Below are 19,258 nucleotides of genomic sequence, written 5' to 3' on the forward strand. Positions count from 1 at the left end.
TAATCAGTTGTAAATCAACGACTAAATATACGAAATAACTTATGTTAAACCAAATATAAAGCACAAAAAAAACCGCCTCAGTTTTGAGACGGCTTCTTTGTTTTTTTATCTTCCTGTATAATTAGGACAACCAAAACATTTTTTATCCAAATTAAACTGATATGTTAATGACAATTCATACACTCCACCAGTTCTACCAATTTTAGTGGTATTCATATCATAAGACAAGCCCAAACGCAAGTGATCGTATTGCAGGCCTGTAAAAAGATTAACAGAAGTCAACAAATGACTATCAAGTCCGTTTTTAGCCGGATTAGTGACAGCAGTTGCTCCGAAAAACATTTTTTCGAACAAAATAGACGCTCCTAAATCTAAACGATTGTATCGACCTTGTTGCATATAATTAGCAGTAGCAAACATCTTTGTGGCATACGGGAAAAACTGTACATCAATATAATCAGCCAGCAGGAATTCATAACCTGTGCTCAATGAGAAAAAGGTATTCAAAGGAACATTTCCATCTTTGTTAAAAGCAATATTGGGTTTATTGAGATGTTTCATCGAAAGTCCAATCCATAAATCTTCGGTATTAAAAACCATCCCTGCTCCAATGTCAAAAAAACCTACTTTGTCATTTTGTAAAGCCTGATCAATCGAGGTAGCATTATTAATTCCGGTTCGAATATTAATTTGGTCTTCCAATAATAAATTTCGAAAAGCAAAAGACTTATATCCAAAGCCTACTTCTATAGCAGGTCTGAAATCCCACTCATCACTCACCCGTACCCGATAAGCATAATTAGCATTCAGTTGTGAAAAGTTGTAATTGGTGGCGCTTTCTCTTTGATTTAAAAAACTAACACCTAATCCGGAATTCATGTCTTCACTCCATGTATTTAAAAAAGCATAATCGGTAGCGATTTTCAAATTCAAATCCGGCCATTGTTCACGGTGAATGATTCCTGTATAGGTGGTTTCCATAAAGCCCGTAAATCCGGGATTTAAGGTTTCGGGAACTAAAAAATACTGGGTAAAAATGGGATCTTGTGCTTTAACATTCGAATAGAAGAAACACGAAATCAGGATAATAATTAATTTAATTCTCATTAGTTATGTACTTCTTTTATTTGATTAATGTTAAAGCACCTTCCAGAACAACATCATGTTTGTAAAAAGTCTTACCAATCATTTTGTAATAATAATTACCGTTTTCAGCCTCTAAACCTTTCACTTTTCCATTCCAACCCTTAATGTTTTCTCCAGTTTCACTGTAAATCAAACTTCCCCAGGTATCAAATACATACAAAGTAACTTCAGTAAAACCTAAGAATATTGGAGCAAAACTATCGTTAACCCCATCATTATTAGGTGTAAATGCATTTGGCATTTCTACGCTGTAGCCTTTTTCAATTTTTATGGTTGTAGTATACACATATTGACAACCAAAAGGATAAGTAACAGTTTGCTTTACGGTATAAGTCCCCACTCTTGTATAAATATGCGATGGATTTTCTTCATCAGAAAAATTACCGTCTCCAAAATCCCAGGAAATATTCGTAAAATCCCCAGTTGCTAAATTGGTAAACAAAACAGGATCAAAAATCGAATATAAATTATACACATCGTGACCATAAGAAGCATAATTAAAATTAGCTTCTCCCAAAACTGGTGTATTCACATTAAAAGGCAAATTAGCTTCGCAGCCAAAACTATCTTTGACACTAAATACAATCAAACCGTTGTTGTTTGTATTCATGATTTGGTTATTACTGCCGCTAACTACTCCGTCAGACCAGCTTAAGGTATAAGGTGGGATTCCTCCCTTAACATGTCCTACGAATGTTTGTTTCACATATTTAGTATCACAATCAAAATCAGTTATGGTTTCTACCGTAGGTGTCAATTGTTCAAAACGAATAATTTTCCAGGAATTAGTTGCTTTACAGCCATTAGCATCCGTCACATTTACGGTATAATTATCCGGAGGCAAATTGGCTAAATCTTCTGTATTAGCCCCATTAGACCAGACATAGGTAAAAGGCGGCGTTCCCCCTGTTACTACGAGATTAATAGCTCCCGTATTCGCATCGTAACAACTCAACGGATTAGAAACATCAGCGCTTAACTCAATTGGTAAAGGCTCATTAATAATAAATTCCTCCTGAATGGTACAATTTTTTTTATCTGTAATTTTTACCGAATACTTCCCTGGTCCCAAATTATTTCGCTCCGTTCCCGCAGTCGAACCATCGCTCCAGACCAAGGTTACCGGAGCAACTCCTCCTACTAAATTCAATCGGATGTAACCATTTTTTTCACCATAACAGCTTACATCTTTTATATCAGGGCTAATTGAAAACTCGGGAACATTGTCAATGGTAATAGGAAATACTTTAGGGCAACCCAGAGCATCTTCAATAGTAATAATATAAGTTCCTGCCGACAAATTATTTTGGACTCTTCCTGAACCTAAATTACTCCATTTGATAATATAAGGTTCTGCTGTTGCAAAAGGGACACCTCCACTAATATTAGTAATCGTAATTGAGGCATCGCTATAATTATAACAGGCAATTTCGGTTTTGGTATACTCTAATTTAATTTCGGGATTCTGAGTCAACACAACCTCTAAATCATCAATACATCCTGAATTGTCTGTTACTCTCAAATGATAAGTTCCTGCATACAGATTTCTTGGATTTTTAACCGTACTGCTATAATTATTAGGTCCTGTCCAATAATAACTATAATTAAAAACTCCGGGACTTGTTTGTGTGGCGCGGCCTCCGCTTACATCTACATCAATTTCTCCTGTATTATACCCATAACACAAAATATTTTTTTGGCTTGCTAATGTAACTTCTAATAATGGAGGATTGACAATTGTATAATCCCCTTCGAGTATATCACAATTATTAACTTCGGTAATAGTTACATGATAAACACCTTCAGATAAATTTCGAAGATTATTAGTTCCCGTAAACGGATTACCATCTTTCGTCCAAACATAAGTATAAGGAGCTGTACCTCCGTTTACATTTAAATTAATTTGTCCGTCATTCAAATCATGACAGGAAATATCTGTTTTAAATCCAGAAAAAGCAAATTTAGCCGGTTGATTTATCTGATAAGTAGCTACAAATGGACAATTCCCATTATCAGTAATTTTCAAAGTATAACTTCCTGCAACTAAATTTGAAATATCCTCATCAGTACTGGTAAAACCATTGGGGCCTGTCCAAGAAAACAAATACGGATCACCTGTAGTAAAAGGAATTCCTCCTCTTACCGTTAAATTAATCGCTCCATCATCAGAACCAAAACAACTCGTATTTACAATTACAGGATTAGCAGTAATCAATGGATCTACGGTAACGGTAACAGTAAAATTAGGCCCGGGACAGCTGCCTGCTGTAGGCGAAACAGTATAAGTAACAGTAGCACGATTTGAGGTAAGATTAGTTAATGTTTGACTGATTCTCGTTTGAGGAGAAGATTGTGCAAATGCACCAGTTATTGCTCCGGCAGGCGAAACTATTGGTGTTGACCAGGTGTATGTAGTACCGGACGGAACATTATCTCCTCCACCACTTCTAGGAGTTATGCTAAAAGAACTTCCACTACATATTCTATCTGTTTTTGCGGAAATAATTGGAGAAAGTACTGTATTTACAGAAAAAGTTCGTGTCGTTGAAACCGATCCACAACTATTACTTACAGTAAATGTAGCCGTATAATTTCCACTGGTTGTATAATTAACAGGTCCTGGATTTAAGAAGTTAGATGTTGAAGGCGTTCCTCCGGGAAAACTCCAGGAATAAGTCAGCTCCGAACTCGGCGCACAATTCTCTACTACTTTTCCAACCGGATTGATTGTGGCAGAATTACAATAATTAGAAATTGGATCTAAAGAAATAATCGGAGGTTTTTTAACTTCAATCATTTTAGTAATCTCCCGTTCGATACCACAAGAATTTATCGTTCTTAATCGAAGATAATAAGTTCCCGAAACCGTAAAATTAATCACAGGGTCTTTTGAAGAAGAACCTGTTCCGGCAGTAAAATACCAATTCCCTCTTTCATTTTCACAATACGGATCATAATAAGATGTAACTGTCCAATAATAACTTTGAGAACCACAGGCAAATCTCGCATCGGTTGTATTGCTTATCTGAGTATTCGAATTGATACAAGCTTTTGTATAAGTAAAATTGGGTTGTAAAACAGGCTCTACACAAATATCTCTTCTATATTCTACCCCAACACCACAAGGCGTTACAGCATTTAGTTTAATTGTATATGACCCTTGTGAAGTATAAACATGACTTGGATTAACCTGATTAGATACGGGTGTTCCATCACCAAAATCCCAGGTATATACTCCCACTGTACTACAATCATTTTTAAATCCGGCAACAGTGGTATTACTAAAATAAACTGACGAATTCACGCAAGCTATTGATGGTACACTAAAACTTACTATGGGTTTATCCAAAATAATGATAGGACCGGCTGATAAACTCGTACTTCCACAAGAATTACTAATAGTCAAAGTAACCGTACTTCCAGCCGGACAATTAAAACGTGTAAAAGTATGCGGAATAGGAAAATCCTGAGATGCAGAAGGATTTGAAGCATTATAATAAACCGAACTTTCTAATTGAGTTTGTGTATAGGTTGCTGTTGAACCATCGCCATAATTTACCGTATACCTGGTATCAGAAGGATTTAATGCCCAGGAACCAATGGCAAAATTCATTGGAGCTACCGGAATACAAAAGTTGGTCGTATTTCCCGGAGCAATCAAAGCTCCTACAGGATTGTTTGAATTTTTTACGATGTACGAAATACTATTATTACAACCTGCACTTCCTATGGCTGTAATAACCATATTAAAAGAACCTAAACGTTGGTAACTATGTGTTTTAGGAAAACTAACATTTGTTTCAGTACTTCCATCACCCCAATCTATATTGTAAGAACTAATACAGGAGACCGAAGCAGAAGCATTATCTACTCTAATAGTATAGGTTAAGCTCGTATTATTATCACCACAACGTTCAAAAACTGAAGTAGAACCCGCATCTAAATTGACAAACTTTAAATCTGGTTTTTGTTTTACAGTAACAATTTTTGGAGAAGAAGTTGTCGAAATACCATTTCTGTCTTTCACAGTTAATTTTATCGAGAAGTTTTGAGTACCACAGCCTAAGGCAGTAAAAGTATGTGTAGGATTACTATTCGTAGAAGTCGTTCCGTCTCCAAAATCCCACTCATAAGTAAAAGGAGCATCTCCGCTAACTTCAGGAACAAAAGTAATCGGTGTACCCGAACAACTGTTGTCATTATTAAAAGTAAAATCAACAACAGGAGCAACTACCATTCTTTCATCCCCAAAAATTAAAGGTTTAGCAATAGCTTGATTAAAGTTCCCAAAAACAAAGAAAACAAGAAAAAAACAGGAATATAGTAGACGTAAAATTTTTACCATAAATTAAAAAAATAATTTTCTGACAAAAATAAATATAAAATTGATTTAATCCACATTTATGTAAGATAAATGTAATAACTACAATTTTGTAACTTATCACTTTTCTAAATCCCAATATTCTTACTCTTCATAAAAATACCTATTTTTGCAGTCTAAAACTTTTAGCAATGCCAAATAAAAAATACAAAATAGCGGTTATTCAGTTAAACCTGAATGATGTAGCCGAAAACAATCTTAAAAAATGTATCAGTTGGGTAAGAGATGCAGCTGCTCAAGGCGCTGAGGTTATTTCCCTTCCTGAATTATATAGCAGTCATTATTTTTGTCAAAGTGAAGATGTTGATAATTTTGCTTTGGCTGAACCATTATACAGTACTTCTTTTATCGCTTTTAGCGAATTGGCTAAAGAATTAGGCGTGGTAATTATTGTGCCTTTCTTCGAAAAAAGAATGGCAGGTATTTATCACAACTCTGCTTACATCATCGATACAGATGGTACCGAAGCTGGTTTGTACCGCAAAATGCACATTCCGGACGATCCGGCGTTTTATGAAAAATTCTATTTCACTCCGGGCGATTTAGGTTTCAAAAACAATCCAACTAAAAAAGGAAATATCGGAACATTAATCTGCTGGGATCAATGGTATCCTGAAGGAGCCCGTATAACAGCTTTAAAAGGTGCTGAAGTTTTATTTTACCCAACAGCAATTGGATGGCATCCGGCTGAAAAAGAACAATATGGTGCCAACCAATATGGAGCCTGGATGAACGTGATGAAAGGGCACGCTGTAGCCAATGGTGTTTATGTAGCAGCAGCTAACCGAATTGGTCTTGAACAATATTTACCTGACACTGCCGGAATCGAATTCTGGGGTGCTTCCTTTATTTGTGGCCCGCAGGGAGAAATTTTAGCTCAGGCCTCTCATGATAAAGAAGAAATCCTAATCGCTGAAGTAGATTTAGATTTACAGGAAAATGTGCGTCAAAACTGGCCTTTCTTCAGAGACCGAAGAATTGATGCTTTTGGTGGTATTACTAAAAGAGCGATTGATTAATCATGAATATAACTACAAGACGTTTTCCTGCTGAATGGGAAAAACAAGAGGGAATTTTACTTTGTTTTCCGCATAACGGAAACGATTGGCCTGGAAAATACGAAGCAATTCAATGGGCTTTTGTGGAGTTTATTAAAAAAGTGGCTACTTACGAAAAAGTTTTTTTGGTAGTTATTGATGATAAACTGCAAGCCAAAGTAACGGATATGCTGGATCGTGCCAGAGTTGATTTAGATAAGATTACTTTTATCCAACAAAAAACAAACCGTAGCTGGATGCGTGATTCGGGGCCAATTGTTGTTTATAAAGATGGCAAAAGAGAAGCTTTGAATTTTAACTTTAACGGTTGGGCAAAATATAAAAACTATCAGTTAGACAAGCATGTTCCTGCCAAAGTTGCCGATACTTTACAACTACCATTAACTCAGGTTAGCTACAAAGGAAAACCTGTAATCGTTGAGGGTGGTGCAATTGATGTAAACGGTCGTGGTACGCTTTTAACTTCAGAAGAATGCCTGATGCACCCAAGTATTCAGGTGCGTAACGCCGGATTTACTAAAGAAGATTACGAAGCAGTTTTCAAAGAATATTTAGGTGTAACCAATGTGATTTGGTTAGGCGACGGAATCCAGGGTGATGACACTCACGGTCACATTGACGATTTAGCTCGTTTTATCAACGAAGACACGATTGTTACCATTGTAGAAACGGATAAAACAGATGCCAATTACGAGCCTTTACAAGACAATTTAAAACGTTTGCAAAATGCCAAATTAGAAAACGGAAAATCGCCTGTTATTGTGACTTTGCCAATGCCAAAACGTTTGGATTTTGAAGATTTACGTTTACCTGCAAGTTATGCAAACTTCCTGATTTTAAACAACTGCGTTTTAGTACCTACATTCAACGATGTAAATGATCGTAAAGCTTTAAATATCTTAGCCGAATGTTTTCCTGACAGAGAAATCATTGGCATTAGCGCAATTGATTTAATTTGGGGATTCGGAACCTTACACTGTTTGAGTCAGCAAATTCCGGAGTAAGATTAATTCTTTCTTACCGCAAAGAGAAAAAATATAGGCAAAGCTTCGCAAAGTTTTTTTAAAGATTTTGCGAAGCTTTGTTATTTTTAATCTGCTAAAATCTGCTGAATCTGCGTGCTATAATTTTACAAGCAGATTCAATACATTACTTTTCATTGTGAACTTTGCGAAGAACTTTCAAAACTTTGCGGTTAAATAAAGCATCGATACAACATCGCACATAAAATCCCAAAACCGAAACTCAATAAAGTTCCTATCAAAATATATTCGGTTAAACGAACGTCTTTAGATTCTTTTAAATCTCCGAATCTAAAAATGGATTTAGCTGCCAACAAAAATCCGATTCCTTCCCAAAAATTAGTTACTACAAAAAAGAAGATAAACAATCGCTCCAAAATCCCAATATATTTCCCGGCATTATTCGTTTTTCCGGCATCACTTTTCGTAATTTGAGCACTCCATTTAGACAATACTACTTTCAACACAATCGCACTTACATAAGTCACCAAAACTAATGAAGTAAGCAAAGCCAGACTTTGTTGAGAATACAATTTCTCTACGGGAATTTCGTATGGAAAATAACAATAAACCACTAACGCAATCATTATCAAATGCAACAATTGGTCTATAAAAAACCATAATTTTTCCGTTTTCTTTTTCTCGAAATGCAATTTAGCAACGTCAATTATCAAATGGCTCCAGGCTAAAAAAAGCACGCCTAACAAATACTCTTTATTGAATTGGGTAGCAATTAAAAGCAATCCCAAATGCACTCCGATATGGTAATACAAATATTTTGATTTGACTTTTCTCCGTTGTTTATCCCTAACCCAACTGGAAGGCTGCAACAAAAAATCGCCAACAAAATGTGCTAAAATCAGACTTAAAAATAATACTATCATTGTTTTTGAATTTGCTGTTTATAAAATGAAATCATGTTTTTCAGCTCTTCATAGCCTGCTCTTTTCAGCGACGAACTAATAGAACTTTGACTTTTTCTGTTCAGGGATTCCGCTAATTGACTTTGATTAAACTCCGGATTTTCAATTGCTTTTTTCAAAATTTCAGCTGAAGTACTGGTCCAGTTATCGGCAATCATCAACATAAACGGAAAGACAACCGCAAAAGTTGCGTTCATCGGTTCCCAAGGCGTTTTAAGCCCTAAGGTTTGCTTTTTTAAATCTTCAAAACATTCACCCGAATTGATGAATGCCTCACCATTGGATTCCGTGATTTTCTCTGCCAGATAATCTACAGCCCCCACTCCTATTGCCATTCGAACATCTATTTCTTTAAATTGCTTAATTGTCGCTTTTATACACAAAGCAATTTCGAGTGCCTCTTCGGCAGGAACAAGCAACTGAAAACTATCTCCCCGATAAATTTCCCAATCTTTAGGTTCGCTACCATAATGGCTTAAAACTGCTTTTAGTTCCGGCAACCAAATTGCCGATGCCAGTTTTCTGGAACCCATAATATCTCCTGTAATAACTGCTTTCATTTTTTATGATTTTAATGCAAGATACAAAAAATATCGCCAAATAAAACGATAATTTAAAATATCACCAAATAAGACAATAATTTAAAATATCATCAAATACAGCGATACTTAAATTCAAAAGGATTTTCAAAATTCCCAATTAAAAACTATCTTCGTTTTTTGAAATTTAAAGATTAATCCTTTTATCATTTTTTCATTGTCACCCTGAGCTTGTCGAAGGGTAAAATCTAAAATTCTAAATGTCTTCTAACAATCTCCTGCTTACTCCTATCGAATATTTAAAAGGCGTTGGTCCCAGTCGGGGCGAATTGCTTCGTAAGGAATTAGGGATTCACAAATATGCAGACTTACTGAATTTATACCCAAATCGCTACATAGACAGAACCCGTTATTACAAAATCAACGAACTGCAAAACAACATAGCCGAGGTACAAATTATCGGAAAAATTATCAATGTCAAAACTGTTGAATTTGCAAAAGGCAGAAAAAGACTCGTAGCTACTTTTGTGGATGAAACAGGACAAATGGAATTGGTTTGGTTTCAGGGACACAAATGGATTCGGGAATCTTTAAAAATAAACGAAGTAATTGTTGTTTTTGGAAAATGTTCTTCTTTTAACGGAATTTACAACATGCCGCATCCTGAAATTGAACTTTGGAGCGAACACCAACAAAGTTTGCGTTCGGCCATGCAGGCAGTGTATCCTTCAACAGAAACCCTAACCAATCGTGGGATTTCGAACAAAGTCATTAATAAAATGATGCAACAGTTATTTATTGAAACACAAGCTTTATTTTCAGAAACTTTACCCGATTACTTAATGCAGGAGTTGAAGTTAATTCCGAAGAATGCGGCCTTATTCAATATTCATTTTCCCAAAAATGCCAATGCTTTAGCAAAGGCTCAATTTCGATTAAAATTTGAAGAATTATTTTTCATTCAGCTGCAATTGATTATGAAAAATTTGATTCAAAAACATAAAATTAAAGGACATCCTTTTAGTAAAGTAGGCGCTCTTTTTAATGATTTCTACCAAAATCACCTGCCTTTTGAATTAACCAATGCGCAAAAAAGAGTTATCAAAGAAATCCGAACCGACATGGGAAGCAACGCCCAAATGAATCGTTTGTTACAAGGAGATGTAGGTTCCGGAAAAACCATCGTGGCTTTCATGAGTATGTTACTGGCTATCGATAATGGTTTTCAAGCCTGCCTAATGGCACCTACAGAAATCTTAGCGAATCAACATTTTTTAGGACTTTCGGAATTAGCTAATAAACTGAATATAAATATTAAAATACTCACTGGTTCAACTAAAACTTCAGAACGAAAAATCATCCACGAAGAGCTTGAAAACGGGAATTTACAAATCCTGATTGGCACTCACGCTTTACTGGAAGACAAAGTAAAATTTCACAATATCGGATTAGCAATCATTGACGAACAACATCGTTTTGGTGTAGAACAACGCTCTAAATTATGGAAAAAGAATGCTATTCCGCCACATATTCTGGTAATGACCGCCACTCCTATTCCACGCACTTTGGCGATGAGTTTGTATGGCGATTTGGATATTTCTGTCATCGACGAATTGCCACCCGGCCGAAAACCGATTCAAACCGTACATCGCTATGACAGTAATCGTTTGAAAATTTGGAAATTTATTCGGGATGAAATTGCCATTGGCCGCCAAATCTACATTGTTTATCCTTTAATTCAGGAATCAGAAAAAATGGATTACAAAGATTTGATGGACGGTTACGAGAGTATTTCCAGAGATTTTCCGTTACCACAATACGCAATTTCTATTGTACACGGCAAGATGAAACCAGCCGATAAAGATGCTGAAATGAAACGTTTTGCTGAAGGAAAAACCAATATTATGGTGGCTACTACGGTAATTGAAGTGGGCGTAAATGTCCCAAATGCCTCAGTAATGATTATCGAAAGCGCCGAACGTTTTGGTCTTTCGCAATTACACCAATTACGTGGTCGTGTAGGTCGTGGCGCCGAACAAAGTTATTGCATTCTAATTACCGATCATAAACTAAGTTCTGACAGTAAAACCCGAATGGAAACAATGGTTCGTACCAATGACGGTTTTGAAATTGCCGAAGTGGATCTAAAACTTCGCGGTCCCGGCAACCTCATGGGAACTCAACAAAGCGGTGTACTTAACCTTCAAATTGCCGATATTGTAAAAGACAAAGAAGTCCTTTCGGTGGCACGTGCTCATGCAATGCAAATTGTAAATTCAGATATGGGACTGCAAAAACCCGAACACGCCGTTTTAAAAGCTGTCTATATGGAATTGACTAAGAAAAAAAATATTTGGAATTACATCAGTTAAACAACTACAAATAAGTACTTTACATTTAAAAATTAGTCCGTTATCGCTATTTTTATGTTTTTTCCAACAAAAGCAATAAACCTTTATAAAAAAAAACAGTCCTAACTTACTACTGCATAAAGAATATTGACAAATTGTTAAAAAACATCTAATTCTTAGTATTTATACAAACAAGCGTTAAATATGATTTAAATTGCAGTTTCTTAATCTCACACAGTTCCTGTAAATAATTTATTTCAAATTTTATTCTTTCATTGACTATGAAAATAAAAAACTTAGTTTACGCTTTACTCATTATTGGTTTTGGTTCTTTTGTGACTTACCGAATTATTGAAAACAAAAAAGATTCGGAAAACGGCAAAGACAAATCAGACAAAAAGAATCCTATTCAGGTGAATGGAATCATTGTAAAACCACAAACTTTTGACAACAACCTGTCCTTATCCGGCTCTATTGAAGCCAATGAGCAGGTGGAAATTCGTTCGGAAGTATCCGGAATTGTTGAAAGTATTAATTTTAAAGAAGGAAGTCAGGTTGTTAAAGGGCAGCTTTTATTTAAAGTCAATGATTCGGAACTAAGAGCGCAATTAAGTCAGACTTCCACTAAAGAAAATCTGGCAGCTGAAAACGAAAGAAGAGCCAAGCTTTTATTGCAAAAAGAAGCCATCAGTCAGGAAGAATACGATGTAGCCAGAGCCGAATATGCTTCGGCAAAAGCCCAAAGTCAGCTAATCAAAGCGCAATTAGCCAAAACTTCGGTTCGTGCTCCTTTTTCCGGCAAAATCGGATTACGAAATATTTCTGTTGGAACCTACATCACTCCGAGTATTTTAGTAACTAATCTGGTTAACCTTGGCAAACTTAAAATCACTTTTTCAATTCCGGAAAAATACGCCGGTCAGGTAACTGACAATACCGAATTTAACTTCTCTGTTTCGGGATCAAAAGAAAAATTTAAAGCAAAAATATATGCTATCGAGCCGGCGATTGAAGTAGCCACCCGTACCCTGCAGGTACGCGCCATTACCGAAAATAAAGACCGTAAATTATTTCCGGGAACTTTTGCCGACGTCGAATTGCCGTTAGCAGTCATTAAAGATGCTATTGTAGTTCCTACCGAAGCAATTATTCCGGTTCAAAACGGGAAAAAAGTTTTTATCTCGAACCAGGGAAAAGCCAAAGAAGTAATGGTTGAAACCGCCACCAGAACCGATGCTTCAGTCTTAATTCTGTCAGGATTAAATCCGGCCGATACCGTAATTACAAGTGGTGTAATGGCTTTAAAAAACGAAACTCCCATAAAGATAAAGTTATAAGTTATGCGTTGTGAGTTATGGCTAATACGTTTTATCCACAACTGACAACTCACAACCCGCAACTCATAATTCACAATCCATAACCTCTAAAGCATAATGAGTTTATCCACTTTAAGCATAAAAAGACCCGTAATGACGATAGTTATGAATCTGGCTATCATCATTTTTGGAATTATCGGTTACACTTATCTGGGTGTTCGTGAATTTCCTTCTATTGATCCAGCGCAGGTTTCGATTAAAACCAGTTATACAGGTGCCAATGCCGATATTATTGAATCTCAAATCACTGAACCTTTAGAAAAAGCTATCAATTCTATTGACGGAATCCGAAATATTAGCTCGTCAAGTAATCAGGGAAGCAGTAATATTACCGTTGAATTTAATCTGGACAAAGATTTAGAAGAAGCGGCAAATGATGTTCGTGACAAGGTTTCGCAGGCGGTTAGAAAATTACCTCAGGATATTGATGCGCCTCCGGTAGTTTCTAAAGCCGATGCCGACAGTGATGCTATTATTTCGATGACTGTACAAAGTGATTCCAGAAATCAGCTTGAACTGAGCGATTATGCCGAAAATGTTATTTCGCAACGACTGGAAACTATTCCCGGCGTAAGTGGAGTTCAAATTTGGGGGCAAAAACGTTATGCCATGCGTATGTGGATTGATCCGGCAAAATTAGCTTCTTATGGCTGCACGGTAGCCGAAGTCAAATCGGCATTAGACAAACAAAATGTGGAATTACCATCGGGAAAATTAACCGGAAACAATACCGAATTGACGGTAAAAACCGTTGGGAATTTATCCACAGAAGAAGAATTCAATAATATTATCATTCGTTCAAATGGTGATAAAATTGTGCGTTTTAGCGACATTGGAACTGCCGTTTTGGATGCGGAAAATATTGAAACCAAACTTACCCAATCCGGTTTACCCTTGGTTGGAGTAGCCATAGTTCCGCAACCCGGAGCGAACTATTTGGATATTTCTAAAGAATTCTACAAACAATTCGAAATTTTAAAAAAAGATTTACCTAAAGATATTCATCTCAATATTGCTTTAGACAACACTATTTTTGTCAAAAAATCGGTAATGGAAGTTGCCGAAACCCTTGGTATTTCAATCCTGCTGGTAATCCTGATTATCTATTTATTCTTTAGAGACTGGGCCATTGCATTCAGACCTTTAATTGATATTCCGGTTTCTTTGATAGCGACCTTTTTTATCATGTGGCTTTTTGGATTTTCCATTAACGTTTTAACGCTGTTAGCAATTGTTTTGGCTACGGGATTAGTAGTGGACGACGGAATTGTGGTTACCGAAAATATTTTTAAAAAGGTAGAAGAAGGTATGTCGCCAATTGAAGCAGCCGTCAAAGGTTCAAACGAAATTTTCTTTGCGGTAATTTCTATTTCCATCACATTGGCAGCGGTATTTTTACCGGTAATTTTCTTAGAAGGATTCGTTGGTCGATTATTCCGGGAATTTGGTGTGGTCATTGGAGCTGCGGTATTGGTTTCGGCTTTTGTTTCTTTGACCTTAACTCCTATGCTAAATGCCTATTTAATGAAAGGTGGCGAACAAAAAAAGTCTAAATTTTACCGTTTAACCGAACCTTATTTTGAAAAATTAAACAAATCTTACGCTAAGGCTCTGGATTGTTTTATGGCAAAAAAATGGATTAGTTTCCCCATTTTAATTGCCTGTTTCGGATTGATTTTTACGTTTTATAATTTGCTCAAAAAAGAAACCGCTCCTTATGATGACCGCAGTTCTCTGATTTTAAGAATGACCACACCGGAAGGCTCAAGTTTTGAATACACCGACCGTTTTATACAGGAAATCTCAAAACTTATAGACGATTCGATTCCTGAGAAAAAAGTGAGTCTTACTCTTGTGGCTCCTAATTCGGCTGCAGCAGCTGTAAACAGTGGTTTTGTCCGACTTTCATTAAACGATCCGGAAGAACGAAAAGGAACCCAGCATGATATTGCTGCTAAATTAAGCAAATGGGTAAAACGCTATCCTGATGCTAAAATTTCGGTTACAGAACAACCTACTATTGCCGTAAATCGACGCGCCGGACAACCAATTCAGTACATTATTCAAAACCAGAATTTTGAAAAACTAGAAGAAAAAATTCCTTTGTTTATGGATGAAGTGGCTAACAATTCTACTTTTTCCATGAGCGATGTAAATTTAAAATTCAACAAACCTGAAATCAATATCAGCATTGACCGCGAAAAAGCTGAAAGTTTAGGCGTTTCAGTAATTGATATTGCGCAAACCCTACAACTTTCATTAAGTGGACAACGTTTTGGATATTTTATCAAAAAGGGAAAACAGTATCAGGTTATTGGACAATTCGATCAAAAAGATCGTTCGAAACCTTTAGATTTAACTTCGATGTATGTTAAAAATAATAAAGGCGAATTGATTCAAATGGACAATATTGTTCATGTGGTAGAACAAAGCAATCCTCCGCAATTGTATCACAACAACCGTTTCATGTCGGCAACGGTTTCAGCCGGTTTAGCTCCGGGCAAAAGTATTAGTGACGGAATTGAAGCCATGAACGAAATCAAAGCGAAAGTTCTTGATGATACTTTTACCACCGATTTAGGTGGAGAATCCAGAGATTTTGTCGAAAGTAGTTCCAATACAGCTTTTGCTTTTGGACTGGCATTATTACTTATCTTTTTAATATTGGCGGCACAATTTGAAAGTTTTGTAGATCCATTCATTATCATTTTAACCGTTCCTATGGCTGTTGCCGGAGCTTTATTTTCGCTGTGGCTATTTGATCAAACCTGGAATATTTTCAGCCAGATTGGGACAGTGATGCTTATTGGACTGGTAACCAAAAACGGAATTTTAATTGTCGAATTTGCCAATCAGCTTCGGGAACAGGGAAAACCAAAAATGGAAGCCATTATGGAAGCCGCCGAAGCCCGTTTGCGTCCAATTTTAATGACCAGTTTGGCCATTTCCTTAGGAGCTTTACCTATTGCCCTTTCCTTAGGAGCAGCCGCAACCAGCAGAATTGGCATGGGAGTCGTAATCGTGGGAGGAACTATTTTCTCATTAATACTTACCTTATTTATCATTCCGGCTCTTTATTTTATGTGGTCGAGAGCTAAAAAACATTATCCTGAATTTGAACATATTGAAGCATATGAAAAACAAAGTAACTAATATAAAATATTCAAATCAATGGTTTCTTTTATCGTTGCTGCTTTTCATTTGTACAATGAATACAAATGCGCAGCAAATTTTATCCATCGAAGAAGCTTTAAAAATAGCCTTGGAAAATAATTACGAAATCAAAATTGCCGCGAATGATTTGAAAATGGATCAAACCAATAACAGCATCGGAAACGCGGGAATGTTACCTAAACTTACCGCTTCGATAGTCGATAATAATAATTTACAAAACATATCCCAAACCCGTTCAGACGGCACTGTAAACAGCTTAAACAACGGTAAAAGCAATAGTTTGAATTACGGCGTGGATCTAGATTGGACTGTTTTTGACGGTATGAAAATGTTTGCCAAAAGAGAACAACTTCAGGAACTTCAGAAACTGGGTGAATCAGAACTAAAATTAAGTATTCTAACCAAAATTGGAGACGTTTATGGTACTTATTATGATTTGGTACAGCAACAGCAGCAACTGGCAGCTTTAGACTCTACGATTGTTATTTCAAAACAAAGACTCACTTTAGCACAAAATCGTTTCAGTATTGGCAAAGCTTCTAAATTAGAAGTTTTAAATGCTCAGGTTGATTTAAATACCGACAAAGTAACTTTGCTAAAGCAAAAAGAATTGCTAAGTAATACCAAAATTTTGATGAATCAAATTCTGGCCAGAGCAACTAAAACCGATTTTAAAGTAACTGATATTTTTAAAGTAGATTCGAATTTAAAACTGACAGAATTAAGTGAATTGGCCCAAAAACAAAATCCACAACTCGAAGCAGAAATCATTAATAAAAGAATTGCCGAGTTACAGCTAAAACAAGTCAAAGCTTCCCGATATCCCACCGTAAAAGTCAATACAGGCTATAATTTTGTGGACACTCAATCGAGTTTGGGCTTTACCACTCAATCTTCGACCAAAGGAATCAACTATGGATTTAGCGCCTCTTTAAATTTATTTGACGGTTTGGCACAACGCCGAAATGAAAAAATAGCCAATTTAGCTGTTGAAAATACTAAAATCCAAATTGAACAGCAAAATCTTAATTTGGAAACCCAATTAGCAACCGCGTACCAAACTTATCTAACAAATTTAGAATTGATTCAGTTAGAAAAAACCAATCAGGCCATTGCGAAGCAAAACTTAGCTATCACACTGGATAAATTTCATATCGGGACGATAACTACTTTAGAATTCAGAACCGCCCAACTTAACTTTGTAAACGCAACTGTACGCTACAGTAATGCCCAATATCAGGCAAAATTATCGGAAATTGCTTTAAAAGAATTAGCCGGAAATCTCAATTTTTAATCTGTTTTTCAAAAATTTTAAAATAATAACACATTAAAATTTCAGAAATTAAAGCTCAAAATCAATACATTAAAAAGGAATAGAATAACTAAAAGTCCATTTATCAAAAAATATTGACGGCTCTTTGCTTTAAATGTTTTTTTATCAGGAAAAACATTCTATATTTGCACTCGCAATCACAAAATGATAGCAACTTATTGGAGAAATGGCAGAGTGGTCGATTGCGGCAGTCTTGAAAACTGTTGACTGTAACAGGTCCGGGGGTTCGAATCCCTCTTTCTCCGCTGAAGGCCAAAAAGGAGACTTTTCAAAGATTTCAAAAAAGCCAAAAAAAAAGCGGTAAACCCTGAAAATCAAACGATTTGCAGGGTTTTTTATTTTATCCTACTTTTCAATATTTATAATATCACGCAAAATCTTCATGGCACATCCGTGGCGCAGCGTGAGTGGACTTGATACTTTTTTTCACACAAAAAACTAAGGCGATTTTTTTTCTGAACCTTTAGAGAGGGGGGGTAAAAAAATACGTACATTATTTTTTGCTGTCCTGTGGCAGGATAAAATCTCAAACATTTGAGAAAATGAAAACCACCCGTAAAAAATACAGCAACGAATTTAAAGTCTGGGCTGCCAAAGCTTGCATGGGCTATAAAAGCTTGCGGCTTGCGGCCGAAAAGCTCAAGATCAACAGAAATTGCCTCCAGCACTGGAAAAACCGCTTCCGCCAGGGAAAGCTAACCCTGCAGCAGCCGGAAGGTCGGGCAGCAGACAGAAAGGAAACGGCACGCCTTCAAAAGGAGCTCAGAAACACCAGACTGGAGCTGGACATCCTAAAGGAAGGCGCAGCGCTTCTGCGAGGGCCAAGAAGGAGCATATACCTGTTCATTAGGGAAAATGCCGGTCGTTTTCCGACCGGGAAAATGTGCGCGGTCTTTGCGATCAGCCCCAGCTGCTACTACAGGTGGCTGCGCGGGCTCCGAACCAGTCGGACAGAACGGCGGATTTTTATCGCATCAGAGATTTCAAGGATCTACCACTGGAGCGAAGGCAGGTACGGAAGCCCAAGAATCAGCCGAGAACTGGCATCGTTGGGTATCAAGGCCTGCCCTTCACTTGTCAGAAAGATCATGGCCGAACAGCAGCTCCGCTGGATAACAAAATTAAAATTTTAAAAGACCACGAACAGCTCACCTAAAGGCAGGGCTGCCGAAAATCTACTGAACCAGAATTTCAAAACAGAAAGGGCAAACCAAGCATAAGTATCAGACCTTACCTATATCAGAACGGCAGACGGCTGGGCATATCTAACGGTAGTTATAGATCTGTTTGACCGGAAAGTCATAGGATGGTCGCTGAGCAGAAGCCTCCGATCAAAGAGAACCAGCACCAGTGGCCGAGAGTTTTTTTAAAACGCTGAAAACCGAACTGGTGCACCGCTATCAATATAAAAACAGAAAACAGGCCAGAAAATCAATCCATGACTACATTGAAAATTTCTACAACACGATAAGAAGACATTCCGCAATCGGTAATATGACAATAGAAGAATTTCAACAATCAAATATTCCTAATAAATCAAATTCTGTTTAGCCTGGAGTTATTAAACAGAAACAGACTTCGTAATTTAGCTTTTAATAATACAAATTATTAAATTGGGACCTAACCTACCATTAATCACATATCGCAATTTGAAATATCCAACATTACAGAAGCAAAAAACAATCTCTACCCGCAAGACATTGTAATTTTATTAAAAATAATTGCATTTGATAAAAAATTCTGGTTTTATTATAGTAACGTTAAGAAATTAGGAATTATTTTATTAGAACTAAGTCAGTCTTTAAATCGTTCCAAATATATAAGCTTAATTGATGATGTCTGAGAAAAGTAAACAGAATTTAAAATTCTCTTTTAATATAATAACTTTCAATTAAAAAAACTGACAATAATTAACATTAAAACGATTCAATCTCTTATCATTCATAATCTTATTT

The 19,258-nt window shown here is 36.4% G+C and carries 12 protein-coding genes, 1 tRNA gene and 1 pseudogene; 10 read left to right on the top strand and 4 right to left on the bottom strand.

Annotation, left to right across the window (positions count from 1 at the left end; translation table 11 throughout):
* Positions 1-105 precede the first annotated feature (105 nt).
* Entirely contained in the window at positions 106-1,107 is a 1,002-nt protein-coding gene (locus tag B6A10_RS07040; protein ID WP_188220300.1) for a PorP/SprF family type IX secretion system membrane protein, read from the bottom strand.
* 16 nt (positions 1,108-1,123) lie between these two features.
* Complete coding sequence (locus B6A10_RS07045; protein ID WP_188220301.1) at positions 1,124-5,491, bottom strand: PKD domain-containing protein; 4,368 nt, start codon at positions 5,489-5,491, stop codon at positions 1,124-1,126.
* Between the two features lie 167 nt (positions 5,492-5,658).
* Here B6A10_RS07045 and B6A10_RS07050 point away from each other — a divergent pair, with 167 nt between their 5' ends.
* Together B6A10_RS07050 and B6A10_RS07055 are read left to right on the top strand one after the other, a co-directional pair.
* Complete coding sequence (locus B6A10_RS07050; protein WP_188220302.1) at positions 5,659-6,546, top strand: carbon-nitrogen hydrolase; 888 nt, start codon at positions 5,659-5,661, stop codon at positions 6,544-6,546.
* 2 nt (positions 6,547-6,548) lie between these two features.
* On the top strand, positions 6,549-7,589 hold the full coding sequence (locus B6A10_RS07055) for an agmatine deiminase family protein (RefSeq protein ID WP_188220303.1): 1,041 nt from the start codon (positions 6,549-6,551) through the stop codon (positions 7,587-7,589).
* A gap of 191 nt (positions 7,590-7,780) precedes the next feature.
* Here the strand turns inward: B6A10_RS07055 and B6A10_RS07060 are convergent, their stop codons facing one another.
* Positions 7,781-8,491, bottom strand: coding sequence for a DUF3307 domain-containing protein (locus B6A10_RS07060; protein WP_194431823.1), 711 nt, complete (start codon positions 8,489-8,491; stop codon positions 7,781-7,783).
* Complete coding sequence (locus tag B6A10_RS07065; RefSeq protein ID WP_188220304.1) at positions 8,488-9,090, bottom strand: transcriptional regulator; 603 nt, start codon at positions 9,088-9,090, stop codon at positions 8,488-8,490. The genes B6A10_RS07060 and B6A10_RS07065 overlap by 4 nt, the downstream gene beginning before the upstream one ends.
* 239 nt (positions 9,091-9,329) lie before the next feature.
* On the opposite strand from B6A10_RS07065, the gene recG reads away from it, so the two are divergent.
* The 8 genes and pseudogenes from recG to B6A10_RS16430 all read left to right on the top strand — a co-directional run bounded on the left by recG (position 9,330) and on the right by B6A10_RS16430 (position 18,854).
* Positions 9,330-11,441 carry an ATP-dependent DNA helicase RecG gene (recG, locus tag B6A10_RS07070; RefSeq protein ID WP_188220305.1) on the top strand — a complete coding sequence of 704 codons (2,112 nt, stop codon included), beginning with the start codon at positions 9,330-9,332 and terminating at the stop codon, positions 11,439-11,441.
* A gap of 260 nt (positions 11,442-11,701) precedes the next feature.
* On the top strand, positions 11,702-12,757 hold the full coding sequence (locus B6A10_RS07075; protein ID WP_188220306.1) for an efflux RND transporter periplasmic adaptor subunit: 1,056 nt from the start codon (positions 11,702-11,704) through the stop codon (positions 12,755-12,757).
* 96 nt (positions 12,758-12,853) lie between these two features.
* Entirely contained in the window at positions 12,854-15,949 is a 3,096-nt protein-coding gene (locus tag B6A10_RS07080; protein WP_188220307.1) for an efflux RND transporter permease subunit, read from the top strand.
* Positions 15,930-17,264, top strand: a complete 1,335-nt coding sequence (locus B6A10_RS07085) for a TolC family protein (RefSeq protein ID WP_188220308.1) — start codon at positions 15,930-15,932, stop codon at positions 17,262-17,264. The genes B6A10_RS07080 and B6A10_RS07085 overlap by 20 nt, the downstream gene beginning before the upstream one ends.
* Before the next feature lie 199 nt (positions 17,265-17,463).
* Positions 17,464-17,548 (top strand) — tRNA-Ser (locus B6A10_RS07090).
* Positions 17,549-17,845: 297 nt separating this feature from the next.
* A complete protein-coding gene (locus B6A10_RS07095) occupies positions 17,846-18,436 on the top strand; it encodes an IS3 family transposase (RefSeq protein ID WP_188220309.1) in 591 nt (196 codons plus the stop codon).
* A 102-nt stretch (positions 18,437-18,538) separates the two neighbouring features.
* Positions 18,539-18,673: pseudogene (locus B6A10_RS16425) on the top strand (hypothetical protein); the annotation flags it as partial.
* Complete coding sequence (locus B6A10_RS16430; protein WP_084817048.1) at positions 18,654-18,854, top strand: IS3 family transposase; 201 nt, start codon at positions 18,654-18,656, stop codon at positions 18,852-18,854. The pseudogene B6A10_RS16425 and the gene B6A10_RS16430, both read left to right, overlap by 20 nt.
* Positions 18,855-19,258 lie beyond the last annotated feature (404 nt).

Source organism: Flavobacterium pokkalii (assembly GCF_014596575.1).
Classification (GTDB): Bacteria; Bacteroidota; Bacteroidia; order Flavobacteriales; family Flavobacteriaceae; genus Flavobacterium; species Flavobacterium pokkalii.